General features: G+C 41.1%; 15 protein-coding genes. 1 reads left to right on the top strand and 14 read right to left on the bottom strand.

The features are described from left to right. Window position 1: 1 nt before the first annotated feature. From ACN28Q_RS04395 to galU (ACN28Q_RS04455), 13 genes are all read right to left on the bottom strand, one after another. Window positions 2-1,327: a flippase gene (locus ACN28Q_RS04395; RefSeq protein WP_095845216.1), complete on the bottom strand. Its 1,326-nt coding sequence runs from the start codon at window positions 1,325-1,327 to the stop codon at window positions 2-4. Window positions 1,328-1,442: 115 nt separating this feature from the next. Then, complete coding sequence (gene wcaJ / locus ACN28Q_RS04400; protein ID WP_413541230.1) at window positions 1,443-2,840, bottom strand: undecaprenyl-phosphate glucose phosphotransferase; 1,398 nt, start codon at window positions 2,838-2,840, stop codon at window positions 1,443-1,445. Window positions 2,841-3,034: 194 nt separating this feature from the next. Further along, window positions 3,035-4,882, bottom strand: a complete 1,848-nt coding sequence (locus ACN28Q_RS04405) for a hypothetical protein (RefSeq protein ID WP_131928959.1) — start codon at window positions 4,880-4,882, stop codon at window positions 3,035-3,037. An 85-nt stretch (window positions 4,883-4,967) separates the two neighbouring features. Continuing rightward, window positions 4,968-5,993, bottom strand: a complete 1,026-nt coding sequence (locus tag ACN28Q_RS04410) for an acyltransferase family protein (protein ID WP_095845220.1) — start codon at window positions 5,991-5,993, stop codon at window positions 4,968-4,970. A gap of 85 nt (window positions 5,994-6,078) precedes the next feature. Next, complete coding sequence (locus tag ACN28Q_RS04415; protein ID WP_131928958.1) at window positions 6,079-6,918, bottom strand: glycosyltransferase family protein; 840 nt, start codon at window positions 6,916-6,918, stop codon at window positions 6,079-6,081. An 87-nt stretch (window positions 6,919-7,005) separates the two neighbouring features. After that, window positions 7,006-8,097 (bottom strand): glycosyltransferase, encoded by a 1,092-nt coding sequence (locus ACN28Q_RS04420; RefSeq protein ID WP_095845222.1) that lies wholly within the window; start codon window positions 8,095-8,097, stop codon window positions 7,006-7,008. Beyond that, window positions 8,098-9,186: a hypothetical protein gene (locus ACN28Q_RS04425; protein ID WP_095845223.1), complete on the bottom strand. Its 1,089-nt coding sequence runs from the start codon at window positions 9,184-9,186 to the stop codon at window positions 8,098-8,100. 24 nt (window positions 9,187-9,210) lie between these two features. Then, complete coding sequence (locus ACN28Q_RS04430) at window positions 9,211-10,137, bottom strand: glycosyltransferase family 2 protein (protein ID WP_095845224.1); 927 nt, start codon at window positions 10,135-10,137, stop codon at window positions 9,211-9,213. A 72-nt stretch (window positions 10,138-10,209) separates the two neighbouring features. Continuing rightward, window positions 10,210-12,375 (bottom strand): tyrosine-protein kinase Wzc, encoded by a 2,166-nt coding sequence (wzc, locus tag ACN28Q_RS04435; RefSeq protein ID WP_095845225.1) that lies wholly within the window; start codon window positions 12,373-12,375, stop codon window positions 10,210-10,212. A gap of 14 nt (window positions 12,376-12,389) precedes the next feature. Continuing rightward, window positions 12,390-12,824, bottom strand: a complete 435-nt coding sequence (locus tag ACN28Q_RS04440; protein WP_095845226.1) for an arsenate reductase/protein-tyrosine-phosphatase family protein — start codon at window positions 12,822-12,824, stop codon at window positions 12,390-12,392. Between the two features lie 24 nt (window positions 12,825-12,848). Further along, on the bottom strand, window positions 12,849-13,985 hold the full coding sequence (locus ACN28Q_RS04445; RefSeq protein WP_095845227.1) for a polysaccharide export protein: 1,137 nt from the start codon (window positions 13,983-13,985) through the stop codon (window positions 12,849-12,851). A gap of 788 nt (window positions 13,986-14,773) precedes the next feature. Next, on the bottom strand, window positions 14,774-15,670 hold the full coding sequence (gene galU / locus ACN28Q_RS04450) for a UTP--glucose-1-phosphate uridylyltransferase GalU (protein ID WP_095845228.1): 897 nt from the start codon (window positions 15,668-15,670) through the stop codon (window positions 14,774-14,776). A 45-nt stretch (window positions 15,671-15,715) separates the two neighbouring features. Then, the gene (gene galU / locus ACN28Q_RS04455) at window positions 15,716-16,615 is read right to left on the bottom strand and encodes a UTP--glucose-1-phosphate uridylyltransferase GalU (protein WP_095845229.1); all 900 of its coding nucleotides are present in this window, start codon (window positions 16,613-16,615) and stop codon (window positions 15,716-15,718) included. 674 nt (window positions 16,616-17,289) lie between these two features. Between galU (ACN28Q_RS04455) and ACN28Q_RS04460 the strand changes: the two genes are divergently transcribed. Beyond that, window positions 17,290-18,876: a TerC family protein gene (locus ACN28Q_RS04460; protein WP_095845230.1), complete on the top strand. Its 1,587-nt coding sequence runs from the start codon at window positions 17,290-17,292 to the stop codon at window positions 18,874-18,876. A 534-nt stretch (window positions 18,877-19,410) separates the two neighbouring features. Here ACN28Q_RS04460 and asmA read toward each other — a convergent pair. After that, window positions 19,411-21,237, bottom strand: a complete 1,827-nt coding sequence (gene asmA / locus ACN28Q_RS04465) for an outer membrane assembly protein AsmA (protein WP_095845232.1) — start codon at window positions 21,235-21,237, stop codon at window positions 19,411-19,413. Window positions 21,238-21,267: the final 30 nt, after the last annotated feature.

The raw sequence follows: 21,267 nt of genomic DNA on the forward strand, positions 1-21,267 counted from the left end.
ATTATAAATATCCTACAAGTATTTTTTTAACACGGATGAAAGCACCTGGAAGCCATAACGACTTAGATTTTTGGTAAAAGGAAATTCGTGTTTTACTACTGAACGCATCAAAAATATAGGATGCACCAATATATGCAATCAAAGTAGCGAAAGCAGAACCTTTCACACCATATATAGGGATCAAAATAAAATTAAGTGCAACCCCAATAAATAACCCTAGCAAATTTCTAGTGAGAGCATAAATCTGTAAACCTTCATTTATATACCAACGACCACTTGCAGAACTTAAAAAATAAAATATGCTAATCCATGCGTATATTTTTGTTATGTCAGAAGAGTCTTTATATTGAAGACCAAAAAACAAATTAATAATATAGTCAGAGAAAAATGTTACAACTATAGCCAACAAAACACCAGATATAACCATGATATCATATAGGATCTGCATTCTATAATTATACATTTCCTCGCTGTTCGCTTTCTCCCTTATTATTTTAGGAAACAATGATGAAACAATAGCTATAGGGAAAAAATACCAAACCTCACTCATTTTAACTGCGACAGAATAGATACCAACAGACTCATTATTTATCATATTGCCAATCATAATCTGATCTATACGCATATATAACATTAGCGCCAAACCAGAAAGAATTAACGGCCAGCTATGTGATAAGAGTCGTTTTGCTTCTGTAAAATTAGAACTCCAATTAATTTTATTTCGTTTCCCTCGATAAATATATATAAGTAAAATTGAAACGACCAATGCTTCCAAAGATACAGTTATTGCTATAATTAAATAAGAACCTCCAGTTAGCATTATTATCATTTTAACTACTGAGCTAACTATAAAAGCAATATTTTGTGCAATAACTGTATATTTTGAAGATATATTAGATTCAAACCAATACTTAATGACATCAGTAGACCTCAGTAAAATAGATGGAGACATAACTAAAACCATTAGTAGTATGTCCCATTCGTTAGGCCTTAACAGAACAGTACTTATAATAACCAAACCAGTTGCGAGCAAACTTCCTATAACTTGTAAATAGAAAGACGACCCCATGATTACACCTGACTTTTCCTCACCGCCTCTTATAAGCTCTCGAACAACAACGCCATTCATACCTAAGGAAGCAACAGAAGTGTAAATTGTGATCATAGCTAATGCATAATTAAATATACCAAACTTTTCTGGTCCCATATACCTAGCTAACCAAACGCTAACTAAAAATCCTAATCCAAGCCTAAATATGCTATCAGCGGATAACCACATCATATTTACTATAGATTTATTATTTGAAAATCGCGATAATATTGCCATATAAAATAGACTCACTTAGTCTAAATAGATTTTTAAGTATTGACTGGAATATTCCAAGCAATAAAAAAATCTAACTGGTTAAAATGCTATAGTAACAAGGATATACAAGAATATATCAGTATGCGGATTTATTGATAAAGCCCTTAAAAACGGTTAGGAAAATTATTTTCAGATCTAACCATATACTCCAATCCCTAATGTAGTCGAGATCATATTCAACTCTCTTTTCCATTTTTTCAAGAGTATCAGTTTCTCCACGCCATCCATTGATCTGAGCCCAACCTGTGATTCCTGGTTTCATTTTATGCCGTAACATATAACCTTTAATTAGAGTTCTATACTGTTCATTATGAACTACAGCGTGAGGTCTTGGTCCAACAATAGACATATCACCTTTAAGAACATTAAAAAATTGAGGTAATTCATCAAGAGATGTACGTCTTAGAAAACCTCCAACCGGAGTGACTCTTAAATCAACTTTCTTAGCTTGAATAACTTTATCACCATTTTCCATCACACGCATTGACCGAAACTTCCATACCTTAATAGGTTTACCATCTATTCCGTATCTTGTCTGACGAAAAATAATTGGCCCATGAGAAGTAAATTTAACAAATAATGCAATAATCACCAAAACAGGAGAAATGAAAAGAAGAATACATAAAGATAAGACTATATCTTCGATTCTTTTCAAGAGCATATTTATACCACTCATCGGAGTATCGAAAAGTGAAACAACTGGAACACCGTTAACTTCTTCGACTCTAGATTGTAACATATTGAATGTTAATACATCCGGGATTAACATTACAGAGCAAGTAGTATCTGTTAATTCTGTCACTAATTGTTTTATTTTTACCTCATCAGACATTGGCATTGCGATATAGACACGATCTATGTGTCCAGATTTAGCTTGAGATACCAATTTAGATAATGTTCCCCCATAAGGAATTCCTTCACGGGACTCTATCTCAGAATCAGAATAAATCCCCTTCACATCAAAACCCAACCAAGTTGCATCCTGAAAATTTTTAGCTAAATTAATACCTATAGGTAAAGTACCAACAATTGCAACTTTACGATTGTTATAACCAATTCTACGTGCATAACCGATAGCATATCTAATAAAGAGTCTAAAAATAGTGAATCCGAAACAAACCAACACATACCATTTTACAAAAACATGGAAATGTATATCAAATGTATCAAAAAAAGAGAGAATTCCAGTTGAGAAAATTAAACTTAGAGTCCAATTTTGGAGTATTGACTGCATTTCTGAGCTAAACTTGACACCTCGCCAAGAACGATAGAACTCAGTAAGTCCGCCAATCATTTGGAACATGGCGAGAACACCAAATCCTAATAACCAGTACGTATGATCAAATTCAACCTTACTGATAAAGCAAACGAAATAGAGAGAAGAAAATATAATAAATATATCAGAGAATCGTTGTAACACTGATATTAACGATGCATTGTATTTATGCTGTCCCTTGTTGTTCTTCGTCATGATTTAGCCTATCAATTATAAATAATGTGAATTTTTTAATTCTATTTGCACGATAAATAATATTTATTTTTACTAAAGGGTCGAATAAAAAACACCGTTCGTATCAAAATAATTTTCACATCCTATTTTTTATCGAATAATAAGTAGGTTAAAAAATAAATTACAATCATAACCGGTAATCAATATAAAATATCACTTTATTTTGGTTCTAACTTTTCCCTAGTCACTAAATTTACCCAATACGAACCAGGAAGCCCACCAGAAGAAAGATAAATATCATCATGCTCTGAAAGTATAACCTTACCTACATATTTATCTGAGTTATTTAAAATAGATGTCATGCTTCTTATACTATTTTCAGAGTATTTAAAATCGCACTCTATATTGATATTATTATTCATGCTCCATGAAATATTTGGTATGATGTTATTATCACTATCAATACTTACCTTCCTCTCCCCCTGTTCGATACAATTATTTATATTCAATTCTTTATCTATTTTATCAATACGCGCAAACTTATCTAACACTCTTGTTGTTGTATTATTTATTGAAATTCTATCTATGTTTTTTATAATAAACGCCGTCCGAACGTTAAGATACTTATCGCCAAAAGAAGTAACTTCTCCGCCAGCTCCTTTACCAATGACAAATCCATCATCATTACCATTGCACTCATGAATACAGTTATTACTATAGATAGTTGATGACCTTGTTGTAGCCAAAACGACAGCCCTACCAAATCCTTTTGTATATAGTCCATTCAGTCGGGCCATTCTAGGCCCATTTAAATACACCGCTACATTTTTTTTAGAACCTTCATTAATCATATTACCGCTCAGAGAAAAATCATGATCTCCGGTCCTTGTCGCAATAGCAAAACCGAATCCTTCTGATTTAGACTCCATTAGAATGGAACTACTTATATCCAATCCACTATTAAAGTTTAGAAGTGCTATCGCAGCTCGAACAGGGCTCCATGCAGCACCATTTTTATTATCAGAGTTAGATGTGAAACTAATGCAATTCTTAATAATTATATTTTTAGATTGTGTATAGGACTCCCCCCACCACGTAGCCCCGCCCATGGATACATTACCAATTGAAACACCATTAGTTATATTTTCAAAAGCAAAGTGACGTCGGAAACTTCCCTTTGCTAAATTGTTAGTCAATATAATATCTTTACGATCAAAATCACGTCTTTTCCTTGCGTTAGGTAATCCCTCAGCATGAAATGCAATGCGGGCATCCTCACCATCCTTACAAAAAGCGTGATTCCCAGTAATTATAGTACCTGATCCCCAAATAGTAACTGCATCGCCTCTATCTTCGCCAAACGAAGATTGTAGGTTGCTCATACCATCACCAGCACCAAGACATTCTAAAAACCAATTATTGACAATTTTCGTGCCATAAGCAGCAAACTTAGCAGAAGCAATAATAGACTGCAACATGCGGTAGAAGTATGAATTTTCAACCTCACAAAAATTAGCTTGAATTGAAATTCCACCTTGCCTCCCACCCCGTTGTTGTTTCAATAAGAGAGGATTATCTAAAATAACATTTTGTATCTTTGTATAATCTGCATCCAATTCAAAAATAAACTTATCTTGCATACCTGGTAAAGCAGTAATAATTCCGCCATTTTTTCCAGATATGATCTGATTAGATAAATTTAGTTTTATTGTTTGAGCCACACTTATTGGTGTATCAATTACCAAATATTTTTTATCTTCAACCAACTGCTGAAATAATGGATAATTATCACTATTCTCGCCTGACGCAATATCATTTCTTATTTTTGCCCATGATGTTGTTGCACTATCAAACGCGATACCTGGGGGTTGTCCATCCAGATACACATCTTTTGAAGCTTTCCCTTTATCTTGACTTGGCGATACAGATGCGTATGAACGACGTATTCCTCCATAACCTAGAGCTCCCGCTCCAAATAGCGCTGCTGAAGTAAAGAATTTACTTAATATCTCCCTGCGGGACAATGCAACTAGATTTTTGTTCGATATTACTTTATTTATTTTCATCTTAAATTCCAATAAACTCATAATAAAGGGTTAAATGACGTGCATCCATAATGAAGCAAGGGGAACAATTAATATAGTGGTATAACTAAACTGACCGGCGTTGCTGTTTATTAATATAAATATTAATTTTATTTGTTATCGGAACTTCTAAAAAGCGATAACAAAGCCAGCCAACAACTATTGCAGAAAAGATAAGAATTGAGGAAAATAAAAACGAGTAATTAGTAATCGAAAACTTGTTAAGTATAATAGCTATAGGACTAAGAACAAAACCATGAGATAAATATAATGAATATGATGAATTACCTAGCATTTCAAGGAAAGAAAAAACTTTTTGTGTATGCTGACTTATAAAAAACTTTTCTAATCCGACAAACCCAATGAATAACATACACATGGGAATTCCCGCATAAAAACTACGACCAAAATAATTATTTATTACACCATATAAATTCTGGTAGAGCAGAGATAGCAAACTAATTAGAATAAGAAATAAATATATCCCTTTAGATAGTTTCTTGCACCTCAAAATATAAAATGAAATAACACCTAACAAAAACTCAAAAAGAAGATTATTAGTAATAAACTTAATAAACTCGTTATCTGGCTTTACTGTATTACCTATAGTCATCATGCACAATATTAGACTACCGACAATAAATAGATTGTATTTTTTTGGGAAGAATAGAGCCAATCCGAAAATAAAATAAAACCAAAATTCATAACTTAATGTCCAACCATTCGAAACAAGGTAACGGTCGCCATTAGGTATTAATGAAAACGAGGCCCATATACTAGTAACCCCTCCGGAACTATTAACTAGCCCAGGTTTGATTAAATATATAAACAACGCAGCAAACGACATAAGCCAGTACAGAGGTAATATGCGTCTAATACGTGAAAACATAAACCCGGTAAATGCTATATTTTTATTATATGTTGTATAGCACATAATAAAACCAGAAATAATGAAAAACAAATCCACACCAAAATATCCAATATGAAAACTGGATAATGAACCTACTTGATACTGTTCTCCTTTTATTTCCGCATGGTAAATAACAACCATCAATGCAGCTATTCCTCTTAAATATTGCACAGAATAGATCATTTTAAACTCATCTAAGTTATTCCAATTAAAAAACAGCTCATTGATATGAGCATGGAGAATATTTAATCAAACGGTTAATCTGCTTTTAACAGCGTGGATGCTTCCCAGAAATATAGCAAGAGAGAAACAAAATAATAAATTTAAAATCAAACCTAATGGATAGTTTGATAATTTGTTTTATTATAGCAAAAAATGATATATATTCCGGATAATGTTTCGCCGTAAGCGCTATATCATATAATCGTTCAATTCTCCTAAATGCTGAATACTTACTTTTATTTTCAACTCGGGATAGGGAATGGAAGAGAACCCCAGCACATAAAATATCTATAGGTATGTTTTTCCTTCTCAATCTCCTGATACGAAGGAAAAACGATGTATCAATTCCATAAAGGGCAAAACGCTCATCAAAAACATGATGAAATTCTTTTATCATCATTTTAACAACGCGGGCGCTGATAGAAAGTCCAGAACTGATAGACATAACATTTAGTTCTGAAACAATTTTTCCCACCATAACAGTATTATTATTCTCACATGGATAATAGTATTTATCATCACTTATAGATAATATCCTAGGAATGAGCAAATCATATTTTTTACAGTTCCCTAATGCCCTCATATACTCTTCTGTAATTTCCGAGTCATCATCAAAAATCACATATACATCTGAATTATTATTTTCAATAAATTCATTATACAGTTTACTTAACGGTTTATTATCAATGTGATTTATTAATTTAATACTACCACTCTTTCCTTTCAATTTTAAATATACATCTCCTTCTCCCCTGATAACATCAGGTCCGTTATTTATAATAGTTAAGTCAACATTACTAACATCAAAATTTAACAATGTTGTTAACGTCTTAGCCTCATCGATTTGCTTATTATATAGAACAACTAACATAGAAATAGGATTCATGACAATTTGCATCCTAATTTATTTTATAAAAAAAAAGCATAATAGAGAATCGCACTCTCATAACAATTATGATAATAAATTCGATTGTTATTTAAAGATCACCTTATCATATATTTCATGTGTCTTTTTTATCATATTCTCCGAGGTAAAGTTATCTCTAAAATAATTATTACCCATAATCCCCATATCTATTAGATTATATTCATTTAGTCCTGATAATATTTTTAATAGAGAACTAACATTTCCACATTCAAAAAGAAAACCGGTTTTTTTATCAAGAACAACTTCAGGTAGTGAAGTCGAATTACTTGCAATGATAGGTAATGCATAACTCATAGCCTCCAATGGAACCATCGCAAATCCCTCCCATCGGCTAGGCACAACAACAATATCCGCACATCGAAAATACTTATCCATATCGTCAGAAGATAACCACCCAGTGTATGTGGCATTAACTAAGCGATCAACATTTCCACTATTGTGCACAGATCCACCAATGATGGTAAAAGTAAATGCATCAGGACTTAGTTTCCTTGCTGCCTCGATCAAAATATCATATCCTTTTTGGTAATCGAATCGCCCGACAAAAAGAACATGGATTTTTTTATTATCTTTATCTTTCTTTTTATCTATTGCTGAAATATCTTTGATAGATACTCCATTATGCACTATTTTTAGTTTTTCCTTATTCAGTCCATAGCTAACGCCCTCATCATATTCATATTTGCTTACACAGATAACAACATTAGTTATTTTCATAAACAATTTTTCAATGAAAACATAAACTACCTTTTTATATTTACTGGTTTCCATCATAAAACTAAATGCATGAGGACAATAAATAACCTTGGTCCTAAAAAGGGGGAACAATAACATCAAACAAAACCGACAAATAACCCCTGCAAATGAGCTATGCAGATGGACTATATCTGGTCTGAATCTCAAAACCAGGCATATAAAATTTTTCGCAAAGGATATAAGTGACTTGATACTACGACCGTTACGTGGCCATTGAACTATATTATTAGAATCTAAAACCTCAACTTCATCGATTTGTTCATCCGGTATAAGTACTCTTACATCATAACGTTCTGCGTTACGCTCTTGCTCAAGGACCAGCTGTTTTAATACGGTGGCCACACCACCTTTAATAGTTTCAGCTGCATGTAATATCTTCATTCACCCCCCTTTCCGCTGACAAGATAAATACGTATAAAACATTATTGGATAAAAAGGTGCCAAATGTCTTACATAGCTGCCATAATCCGGCTCAAATATGCTTTGTACAACCGTAAATGAAATAACTAAAAGAGACAAAATCAACTGCAATGAATTATTATCACTGCGCAATAAAACACCAATGTTCTGCCAAATTCGATAAAACATTAGTATTATAAATCCGGATATCAATAAGTAATATGGTGAGAATAATAATATTAAAGGAAAAGGAATATAAAAACTAATCCATGTAATTGTTACATTAATCCATCCTAATATAGGATTACCTGTCCCCACCCATGGAGTTATTATAGTGTTATAGCCAGAATTGTTATTATCTAATCGGCCCTCATTCACTGACGTTCTAAAAAAATCAACTTCCATTCCTAGACCATACTGGAATGCTATAGCAAGAAAAAGCAAAGATAAAAGGCAAACAATAAAAATTGATTTTGACTTTTTAACAAATCTACTTGCTATAAACAACCCCATAAATTCCAACAAAAATAAGAACCAATAAGTTCGAAAATAACATGCATATACTAATGCAGCGACAGTCCATAATGTAAATCCGATTTTCTTATTATAAAAAGCTATTAATAACGGTGACATAACTAAGAATACAATAAAATCTTTAGAAAGCCATGTCATGTTAATAATAGAAACAAAACAGAAAAACAAAAAAACAGCCGCATCAGCAATATTTAGGTGTCCGCCTCTTACTTTCGATAACATGAATAGATAAGTAATCATTATTAGCAAAGATGATACTAACGAAAATAATATAGACTGCGGTTCCACACCCAATAGCCGATAGAAATAAGCTGTACTACCGTAAGAATTTCCGATGCTGAATTGATGAGTATACTTCATCATCTCACCAATCGTGACTTGATCAAAAAAGAAATAGGCCGGCATTATTTTTTCTTTAAACATAGAAAAACAAACCATAGCCATTATTATTAGAATAAAAATGATCAGACTCGAATAAGCATCAAGATGAACGTATCTATTCTTTTTTATACCAATTTTAATTGAAATAAACTTCATCTATAGCCTCTAGTGGATTACAACTTATAATTTAGATAAGCCATTAGTTTTAAATTTATTTACAACAATAAGAAACAGTTTTGATAATCGTTCAGACATCATAGAATTAAAATGTTTATATTTTATTTTCCCTGTAAATAAAAACTTAAAATAAATCATCATTCCATTTATTTTTTTTCCGGAGCTAATAATATAAGTATCAGCTATTGTCTTGGCATAGAAACCATAATATATATGCTCTGGCACTCTAGTTTTAATAGTCTCTAACCAATATAATGACTTATCAAGTTTAGAGTCTTTAGAGATTCTATTACCTACATCAGAATCATCATAAATTGTTAACGGTTCATCGAAATATATAAAGTTAGCTCCATTTTCCTCCAGGCGCAACGCAAAATCCCAATCCTGGTGCTTTCTCAAACTTGCACTAAATAATGATTTTTTTGCAATATTAGCGTCACATAATAACGTGCTTGTTTGAAAGTCATTGCCAAGAAGAATATACTCCATAATAGAGTCATATCCTTTATATGGTTTATTTCTTCGGACATAATCACCTTCAGGTCTTCTATTGATTTTTGCAGTCATACAAACCTGATTTTGATTATCTATTTTATTTTCCAAAAAGAACTTCAACTGTAGTTCTAACTTTCTAGAATGCCATTCATCATCAGAGTCTAGAAAGGCAATATATTCTCCACGACTTTGCTCTATCCCTATATTACGAGGTTTTGTGCCGCCACTATTTTCTACTAATGGAATAAACTTCAATCGCGAATCTTTAATATTTGCAATAACTTTTTCAGTTCCATCCAATGATCCATCATCGACAACAAGAACCTCAATATTTTTGTATGATTGAGCTAAAACACTATTGACTGTTTTTAAAATAATACTGGCACGATTAAACGTAGGGATTACAACACTAATCAAAGCATCTTTATCATTCATTCAAAGAATCCTTATGCAAAAATTATATTTGAACACAGTCAGATAAAATCCGACTGTGTTCAATAATATTAATTATTCAGTCTTGGATTCATAACTATATTGGTAGTATCCATATCCATAGTACCCAGCGGCCTTCTTGACAACTAGATTTAAAATAGCGCCTTTGACATCAATGCCATTCTGCTCAAAACGCCTAATACTAACCTCAACTTCCTTCAAGGTAGTTTTTTCAAATCCGGCAACCAACATAGAAGTCCCGGCATGTCGACCAATTACTGCAGCGTCAGTAACTGCCAATATAGGCGGTGTATCAATAACAACAATATCATATCGTGATTGCAATTCATTTAATAAATGCGTAAACCTATCACTCATTAACAGTTCTGACGGATTAGGTGGAACCCTTCCTCTAGAAATTACATCCATACTACTAATACCACTATCTGAAATAATTTCATCAATACTAGCCTGATTTGATAAGTACTCAGAAAGCCCCTTTTCGTTTTCAATACCGAAAAGTTCATGCGCGTAGCCTTTACGCATATCACAGTCGATAAATATTACTTTATTATTTGCTTGAGCTATTACAGCGGATAAGTTTGTACTTACAAACGTTTTACCGATTCCAGGGCTAGTACCTGAGATCATCAATATATTATTTTTCGCATCAAGCATAGCAAAATGCAAACTAGTTCGCAGACTACGTATAGCTTCCATTGCTAAATCTACTGGATTTATGTTAGCCAAAAGCCTAGGGCCTGCAGTTAGTTGCTTAGCCTTGTGTGAAGTTGCTTTTCTATCATTTTCCAACTGCCAATCAGATAATGGAACACTTGCATAGACATTAATCCCACTCTTCTCAAGTTGCTCAGGGCTCTCAATCCCTCGATGCAGAATGGTTTTAATTAAAACATAAAGTATCGAGAAAATCCCACCTAATACAAATGAAATAAATATTATGACCACTGTTTTAGGCTGAACGGGTTTATTCGCAACCATTGCTTGGTCTACAATACGAACATTACCAACAGTACTTGCCTTATTAATACTTAATTCTTGCTGCTTATTCAGCAACTGCATATAGATTTCTTGTCCTGAATCAACATCCCGTTTCAGTCTAATAATCTCTTGTTGTGTTTTAGGTAATTCACTGACCCTTTTATTAAGTTTATCCCTTTCTAATTCCAGCGTCTTACGCTGCTCAAGCAAAGTTCTATATGATGGGTGCTCCTTTGTATAAAGCTTTGATATTTCCGCTTCTTTGAAAGTAAGCTCATTCAATTGTGATTCTACATTTACTATAGTATCGAGCATTGATTTTGCTTCAAGTGAAAGGTCAACTGAATCATTTTCCTTTCTAAATAAATTAAGCTTATTTTCTGCTTCATCAAGCTTTTCACGAACTAAAGGTAGTTGTTCCTTTACAAAACCTAGACTTTTTTCCGCTTCTTCTGATTTTCTTTCTACATTTTGTAATAAATAATTATTTACAATACTAGCCAGAACGCGTTGTGTATTTATAGGATCTTCACCGGTTAAAGTAAGAGATAAAACTCCAGTGTCTTTTCCTTTATCTTCTACCGTTAAGTTCCTTTGCAAGCTCCTAATTGTATCTAGAAACGATGTTTTCTTAAGTAAGAATGTTGTCCCTGGTTCAGCATCAGTATCACTAACCAGAATACTTACCCCATTTTTTTCAGAAAAAACACCAACTTTCCCATTAATGAGCTCATCACCATCATACGATAATATATATGAATTATTCTCATTAATAGTTAACTCCATCTCTTGTCCTAGCATTACCGGAGGTACAGCTAACCTCGATACTGCTACCTCAGGCGTTTTATTCTTTATTAAACGAGCCCACCCTTTACCAAAAACAGGAAAATATTTTGGCTCAATAGAGTTTTCCAAATCCAACTCATTAATAGTTTTACCAATAATCATTCTAGACTGAATGAGCTCAATCTCTGCAGTCGACGATGGCGTATTATTAGGGGCGAAACTAGCAATATCATTCAGTATTGAACTACCGACATCCTTTTCGACCTGTACCAAAGCATCTGCTTGATATACTGGTGTTGAAAACATCGTATAGATTATTCCTATTGCAGTAAACAATACTGTAATAGCAATAATCAGCCAGCGGTTATCAAGAATTGAACCATACAGTTGAGCAATGTCAATCTCATCATTCGTATCTGTATCCTTAGATACTGAATTAATTTTTTTATCCACTATATTTTACCCGGTTATGTTCTATTTAACGCGCCAACCCATTTTTGGGCAGAATCATCCAGTAACTTATATACATGTTCAAAAGATTCCAAACTTTGCTTATAAGGATCTGGTATTTCTTTCTGAATCCAATGACCATAGAGCATAGTTTTACCCCGAACTTCAGGTGCAAGCTTTGTTATTGCATCAATGTGCTTTCTTTCCATAACAAGAATCAAGTCGTATTCCCGACACATATCCGCAGTTAGCATTTTTGCCCTATGCTCTGTAAGCGATATGCCACTCTTATTAGCCACATATTTCGCTTTTTCATCAGCACATTGGCCTACTAGGGCTCCTAATCCAGCAGAGCTTATCCTCATTTTTGGAATATATAATTTTAACAATCCTTCTCCTATAGGAGAACGGCAAATATTGCCTACACAAATTACTAAAATAGAACTAAACATAACTATATTATCCTCTTCAACCTACTACGGCCAATTGCGGATACGCAATGTCCCTTCAGTTAATGCGTTATAACCAGCAATTGTCGGTAACAGCTGGCTAATTACACGATTCCAACGCACTACTGGAGCTGCAGTTACGTAAACAATATCGTAAGGCTGCAGTTGGAACTCTGTACCCATCACCATTGCTGCCGCATCAGAGGCATTTAGCTGATAGATACTCGCTAGCTTGCTGCCCTGGCTGCCGCGCAGTGGACGGATAACGAACACCCCGGTAGCATCAGACATTGCCTGAGATATTCCTTCAGAATTACCTAACGCTTCAGTTAACGTCATACCGCTGCGATCCATCTTCAGCGTAGCTTGTTTATTTACTTCACCCATTACGAACACTTTCAGATCATCGTTGCGCGGGATATAAAGAATATCGCCTGGGTACAGCAAGCGGTTTTGCATCAGGTCGCCATTTTGCATCAGCGCCTGCAAAGAAATCCGCTGTTCCCTACCACTGTGTGTTAATACCACATTGCGCCAATCAGCATCAGCAGCAAGGCCGCCAGCCGCGTTAATCGCATCCATCACAGTGAGCGGTACGTTGGTGATCGCCTGCTTGCCGGAGGTCGTAACCGCCCCGGTGACATAAACCTTTTGCGAACGGAAAGCCGCAATGCTCACGTCTACCTGTGGGCTTTCAATATACTGCGCCAGACGGTTGGCGATGTCGTTGCGCACTTCACTCACCGTTCTACCAGCAACCCGCACTTTGCCAATATAGGGGTAGAAGATGGTGCCGTCAGAATTCACCCAGTTGCCGGTGTCGCTGGCGCTGCGGTATTGGCCCGCCGGCGTGGTCAGCTCTGGGTGATCCCACACCGTTACCATCAGCACATCGCCAATACCAATCCGGTATTCATAATTCTGCAGTTCGCGATCCAACGCGGCATTATTCTGCGCTACCACCGGCTTGGCCCGCATTTGCTCAACCAGCCGTGGAGTCAACGGGAAAACGTTAACCAGCTTGTCGATGTCAAAATCGCTGTCCTGCTGTTTAATAACATCTTTTTCGCTGGTGGAGAGGTGGGTGCCGGGAACGATCGTACAACCGCTAATCACACTGATCGATACCAGGAGCGGTATCAGTTTCCATTGTTTTTTTGCCATCGAGTTATCATCACTTTCAAAGTAAATATTTACGCTGTGCTAAGTCCCCGGCCAACCGTGGCACCTGTTGCGGTTCTCAGCAAAATGGGGGTTGTGATACCTGCCCCCATGCATGTTAAAAGGGAACGTGCTCATTGAGCAACCGTTGAACCCAGCTTTGCTACGATACAGAAAGAAACAGCCACTTGGTATTGGGTTGCAGCCCTCACCCCAACGCTCTCTCGCAGGAGAGAGGTCGTACAGCATTCCCTTTAGGGAACGGTGCTGCAATGTAAGGGGAAGTAATTTACTCTTCACCGAGCCCCTCACCCCGGCCCTCTCCCACGGGGAGAGGGAGCTGCGCTGTGCTCCCTACAAGGAACGCGGGCGATGTTGCGATGAGTCATTTACTCCTCACCGGGCCCTCACCCCAGCCCTCTCCCACGGGGAGAGGGAGTCGAACGGTGCTCCCTTTCAGGAACGAGAGCGGTGCTGCGATGGTGAGGAGAAATCATTTACTCCTCATCGAGCCCTCACCCCAGCCCTCTCCCACAGGGAGAGGGTGTCGAACGGTGCTCCCTTTCAGGAACGAGTGCAGTGCTGCGATAGTGAGGGTGAATTATTTACTCCTCACCGAGCCCTCACCCCCAGCCATCCCCCACAGGGTGAGGGAGCCGTGTGGTGCTCTCTATTCCGGTTATATAACGCTCTGGGGCCGTTCAGTGCTCAAGAGTATGAACTGCAGGCGCGGCTTTTACCAATATATCTGGCTGTTAATTCCACAACCAGGCTGTTAATTACAAACCCGCTTAAAACTGCAGTTGCTCTGCCCATTCGCGGAAGGCTTTCCCTTGTGCTGGGTGGCGCAGGCCATAGGCGACAAAGGCCTGCAGATAGCCAAGCTTTTCACCGCAGTTGTAGGATTCACCCACCAGTTCGGTCGCTTCTACCGGTTGTTGTTTCAGCAGTTCTGCAATCGCGTCGGTCAACTGAATGCGGCCCCAGGCGCCGGGTTTGGTTTTTTCCAGAATCGGCCAAATGTCAGCAGAAAGCACATAGCGGCCTACTGCGGAATAGTTGGATTGCAGCCGCACTTCCCGGCTTGGTTTTTCAATAATAGAGGTCATACGCGCGCTTTCGCCGGGCTGCAGCGTAGTTGTTTCACACTCCACCACCGAGTAATCATACAGCACATTCTCATCGTCGGCCGCTTGCACCAACACCTGGCTATCGCCACTTTGTTCAAAGCGGGCAATCAGGTGGGCAAGGTTATCTTTTTTCAGATCTGCTTTCGCATCATCCAGCAGGATGTCGGGCAACACCACCACAAACGGTTCATCCCCAACCAGCGGTTTAGCGCATAGCACAGCATGCCCCAACCCTTTTGGTTGCCCCTGGCGGATATGCATCAGCGTCACGCCCTTTGGCGTGATGGATTGTACTTCATCCAACAGTTGGCGTTTAACGCGCGCTTCGAGCATCGCTTCCAGCTCGAATGAGGTATCGAAATGGTTTTCTATCGCGTTCTTGGAAGAGTGCGTCACCAGAATGATATCTTTGATACCCGCGGCGACACACTCGTTAACGATATACTGAATCAACGGCTTATCGACGATCGGCAACATTTCTTTTGGAATAGCCTTGGTCGCCGGCAGCATACGCATACCCAGGCCAGCAACGGGAATGACAGCTTTTAACTTCGTCATGGTAGTCCTCTTTCAATCTTGTGATCGTATCTGCGGCCGCTGCAGTTATTTATTGGCGAGAGCCTGTTTCAACCATTTGCTGAACCCTTCGCCCTCTGTGGCATGGCGCAGGCCATATTGCACGAATGCTTTCATATAGCCCAGTTTATCACCACAGTCATGTGATTTGCCGCTCATATGGAAAGCTTCAACCGTTTCTTCATCCATCAACAAAGCGATGGCGTCGGTCAGTTGGATCTCATCGCCAGCTCCTGGAGGGGTTTTCTCCAGCAGCGGCCAAATATCTGCAGAGAGCACATAGCGCCCCACTACGGCCAGGTTGGAAGGAGCATCCTCAAGCGCCGGTTTTTCCACCACTGCGGTCATTGGCGCGCTTTCACCAGCGGCCAATGCGACCCCGCCACAATCCACCACACCGTATTTAGAAACGTCTTTCTCTGGCACCGGCTCCACCATCACCTGGCTGTAACCGGTCTCTTCAAAGCGCTGGATCATTTTCGCCAGGTTTTCCTTGCGCAGATCGGCACTTGCATCATCCATCAACACGTCTGGCAACAGTACAATAAAAGGTTCATCCCCGACCATCGGTTTCGCACACAGTACGGCATGCCCCAGCCCCTTCGCCTGCCCCTGGCGAACCTGCATCACGGTAACGTCTGGTGGGCAGATGCTTTTCACTTCCGCCAGCAGTTGGCGTTTCACGCGTGCTTCCAGCACCGCTTCTAACTCGAAAGAGGTATCAAAGTGGTTTTCAATGGCGTTCTTGGAAGAGTGTGTCACCAGAATAATATCTTTAATTCCGGCAGCAACACATTCACTCACGATATATTGAATCAGTGGTTTATCCACCACAGGCAGCATTTCTTTCGGAATTGCCTTAGTTGCCGGCAACATACGTGTACCCAGTCCTGCCACAGGAATGACTGCTTTCAATCTCTTTTGCATATTTTATATCCATCAGCAAATAACAATTAAGTGTAACAGACACAGGCTAAGCCAACGCTTCCGGGGGAAATGAATTAGGAAAATTCTATATCAACGATCGGGAAAGTGATAAAAACCGTTCCTTATCAATCGCTTCCGGCACGCTACCGCCCTTGGCTTACAGCTACCAATGCACTGGAAATGATTCTGGATGGCTAACAGGCACATGTTCACCATGTATTCAGCCGAACAGTGTTAACCACTGGCATACAACGCAGGGTAATCACAAGAAGGGCAAAAAAGCCTATGTTCTATACAAAGTATTGATAGTTGTTTACATATTATTGGCTAGGATTCTTATACTATTAACCCACTGAGACAAGCCTTAGATCGGCTTCTCACGGCCTTTTAGGAATAAGACTACTCTTTGATAATGGCTCGGAAAATTCTAACATAAGCAGAAATTCATAACACGATGATTTAAATAATAATTGTATTGCAGTTGCTTTAATAAACAGTTAAAGCGATGGTTTCTTATGTTATTACACCCAGAAACTTCCCGGTTTTATCCGGCTCACTTAATTATTCTTCTTATCCCTACCTTCCCTGCTGTTTTCATGTTGAATTTTCCTTTGCCAACGCCCATCATGCGCGTTACGGCATAAGCCGGCGAACTAAAAGGTGAAATTGGTCTTATGGAATGGATCGCAGATCCAACAATTTGGGCCGGCCTGGCCACATTGGTCGTGCTGGAGATTGTGCTGGGGATAGACAACCTCATTTTTATTGCCATCCTGGCAGAAAAACTACCAAAAGAACAAAGAGATAAAGCTCGCGTCGTCGGTTTACTGCTGGCGCTGCTGATGCGTATGGTGTTGTTAGCCTCTATATCCTGGCTGGCAACTTTAACCAAGCCGCTGTTCTTCCTTGCCGAGCATCCCTTCAGTGGGCGCGATTTGATCATGCTGGTCGGCGGTATCTTCCTGTTATTTAAAGCCACGATGGAGTTGAATGAACGGCTGGAAGGCAAGGATGAAGAACAGCACGGCACCCGTAAAGGGGCCCGCTTCTGGCCGGTAGTGGCGCAAATTGTGGTGCTGGATGCCGTCTTCTCACTGGATTCGGTAATAACGGCAGTCGGGATGGTTGATCACCTGGCGGTTATGATGCTGGCGGTCACTATCGCCATCGGTCTGATGCTGTTGGCCAGCAAGCCGCTCACCCGCTTTGTTAATGCCCACCCGACTATCGTCATCCTGTGCCTGAGCTTCCTGTTGATGATTGGCTTTAGCCTGGTGGCAGAAGGCTTTGGCTACCACATACCCAAAGGGTATCTGTATGCAGCTATCGGCTTCTCTGTGATCATCGAAGCACTAAACCAGCTTGCGCAGTTCAACCGCCGCCGTTTTCTTTCCCAGGTGCGCCCTCTGCGCGAACGCACGGCAGAAGCTGTGCTGCGTATGCTAAGTGGAAAGCATGAAGAGGCCGAAGTCGATCGGGATGCGGCTGATTTGATCGCCGACAGCAACAGTGGAGGCAGCGAAATATTTAACCAGCAGGAGCGCAATATGATCGAGCGCGTGCTGGGGATGGCACAGCGCACCGTCAGTAGCATCATGACGTCCCGGCACGATGTGGAATACCTGGAGCTGAACGATCCGCAGGAAAAGCTGAAACAGTTGCTGGAAAAGAACCAACACACGCGCATTGTGGTTATCGAAGATAGCGACAGTGATGAACCGCTTGGGGTGATCCACACGATTGATGTGTTAAAACAGCAGTTGCAGCAAGCGCCGTTGGATCTACGGGCGCTGGTAATACAGCCGTTAATCTTCCCTGAAGGGCTAACGCTGCTTAGCGCGTTAGAGCAGTTCCGCCAGGCGCAAACGCACTTCGCCTTTGTGGTGGATGAGTTTGGTTCGGTTGAAGGTATTGTTACCCTGACCGACGTGATGGAAACCATTGCCGGTAACCTGCCCGAAGCCGGCGAGGAGATCGATGCACGCCATGATATTCAGCAGTGTGAAGACGGCAGTTGGATTGCCAACGGCTATATGCCGCTGGAGGATCTGGCGCATTTCCTGCCTCTGCAATTGGAAGAGAAGCGCGAGTATCATACGCTGGCCGGTTTGCTGATGGAGCACTGCCAGCGGATCCCGGAACAGGGCGAGCAGTTGGCAATTGATGGTTATCTCTATGAGCCGTTGGAGATCAGCAGCCACCGTATTCTGAAGGTAAAAATCACGCCGCTGGCAGAGCCCGATCAGGATGACGAGGGGTAACCCCTCACCCTAACCCTCTCCCCCAGGGAGAGGGGATAGCCCAGCGTTTCTGTATTAGTACCGCACCAACCCCACCAACGCAGGGATCAGGGCCTTCAGCACTAGCACTCCCATGTCAGACCCTGCGCCCCTTTTCCCTCTGGGAGAAGGCCGGGATGAGGGGATTCTGCACTTCCATGCCAAACCCTGCGCCCCTTCACCCCTAGAGAGAAGGCCGGAATGATGGCATTCGGCACTCCCATGCCAAACCCTGCGCCCCTTCTCCCCCTGGGAGAAGGCCGGGATGAGGGCATTCAGCACTCCCATGTCAGACCCTGCGCCCCTTCTCCCTCTGGGAGAAGGCCGGGACGAGGGCTATCGGTATTCCCATGCCAAACCGTGCGCCCCTTCTCCCTCTGGGAGAAGGCCGGGATGAGGGCATTCAGCACTCCCATGCCAAACCCCGCGCCCCTTCTCCCTCTGGGAGAAGGCCGGGATGAGGGCATTCGCATAGTAAAAAGAAACGGGCCGCTTGGCGGCCCGTTTGGGAGGATATTACAGCTTGTCGAGCAACCTTTTCAGATCCTGCCCGCTTTGCGAATCCTTATTCTTTTCCGCCCATTTATTCAGGGCGTCCTTGGCGCGGTTCTGCAGCGACTGGCGCAACAGTTGATCCACCTTCAACTGATAATTAAGCCTGTCCCATGGCCCATAAACCCGCAGCGGGATCGCTGTTTTCCGTAGCAGCGCAATCAGATCGTTATTCCCTTGCCACCCGTCGGTCACCTGCACATTCAGCGTCATATCACACTGCTTGCCAGGTATATCGAGCGTCCCGGCCCCCCTAAGGTTCAGCGCAGATGAATCAGCCTGCAGTTCGCTAACCTTCACCGCCCCGGCGTTCAAATGCGCCCGGGCCGTCAGGCGCTGCACTTCCGTATAGCGTTGATATTTTTCCTGGCCGCTCACACGGCTATCGCTACGTGCCACCGCCTGCTGGATCAATTGCTGAATGTTAAGCCCATGCAACTGCACGTTTTGCATCGCTAACTGCGCATCGCCGTGCCAACTGTGTTTAAAGGCTTCCGCGCTCAGCTTATCGCCGCCAAACGTGCCTTGTAGATTGAATTTACCGGTTATCACCTGCGGCATATCAAACGCTTTCAGCACCGGGCCCAGTTCTATCTGTTTGATGTCTGGCCGTAACGTAATAGCAGGTTTAGCGCTGCGCACATCCAGTTCACCCGGCAGAGAAAACTCGCCGCCCGCCAGCTTGCCGCCAAGCGCCCCTAACGTTAACAGCCCACGCTGGTTCTCCGCCTGTAACGCCAACTGGGCGATCTCCAGCCCACGGTAGGTGAGCCGATCGGCCTTCAGCGCCAGCTGTGCGGTAAAATCACGCAGCACATTCAGGCTTTGCGCTTCATCCGGCGGGCTGGCAATCACCGGCGCCAATGGCGCAGGCTGCGGCGCCTCACCAATGTTGTCTTTCCAGCCTGAAAGGGTATCCAGATTAAGATGTAGCGAAGACAGGTTTACCGCATAATGCGGCACGCTACCAAATTGCAGCTGGGCATCGCCGGTAAGTTGGCTGTCATTCGCGCTAAGTACCATGTTCTTCAGCGCCAATTGCTGCTGCACCCGCTGATAAACGGCCTGCACGCTCCCCTCGCCTTTGATACCACCGTTAGTAATATCGGCCCCATCCAGTTGATAGGTAAACTGGCTGATATTGGCGCTAATCTGCTGCGGGTATTGCTGCAGATCCAAATCGGCCGCCAGCGTAAAGGCCAGATCGCGCTGATCGCGGTTAACCCGGCTGGATAACGCCAGTTGCGCCTGATGCTGGCCGTTTTGTTGCAGCGTCAGGTTAATATCGCGCACGTTGATCTGCTCGTTGTTCGCCCGCTGCCAAATCAGCAGGCTATCGACGATGCGCAAATTATCAATATCGAATTTCCACGCGGCCACCGCTGGTTCTTCAGCGTTGCTGGTTGGCGCGGCGGGCGCTCCCGGCACGGTTTGCTCTTCACTGTCGGGGGTCAGGCGAATAACGCCGTTTTTCAGCATCACCTGCTTAACCGAAAGCTGGTGTGAAAGCAGCGGCAGCAGTTCAACATCCAAGCGCATATTATCGGCGCTGACCACGGGCGCAGCGGCGCCAGGCGCCGTAAGCGTCATGCGGCCGGCCAGAATGCTCAGCTGCGGCCAAACGTGCCAGCGCAAATCGCCATCCAGCGTTAGATGATAGCCACTCTTCTGTTCGACCTTTTTCACCATGTAAGCGCGAAAATCATTGGGATTGATCAGCAGCACCAGCGCAGCCATACCGGCCACCAGCACCACCAGCAAAATCGCCAAAGTCGTCAGTAATCGTTTCATGCCATCCCCTTGTCAGCCCCCAGCAGCAAT

Origin of the sequence: Gibbsiella quercinecans, assembly GCF_002291425.1 — a bacterium.
Classification (GTDB): Bacteria; Pseudomonadota; Gammaproteobacteria; order Enterobacterales; family Enterobacteriaceae; genus Gibbsiella; species Gibbsiella quercinecans.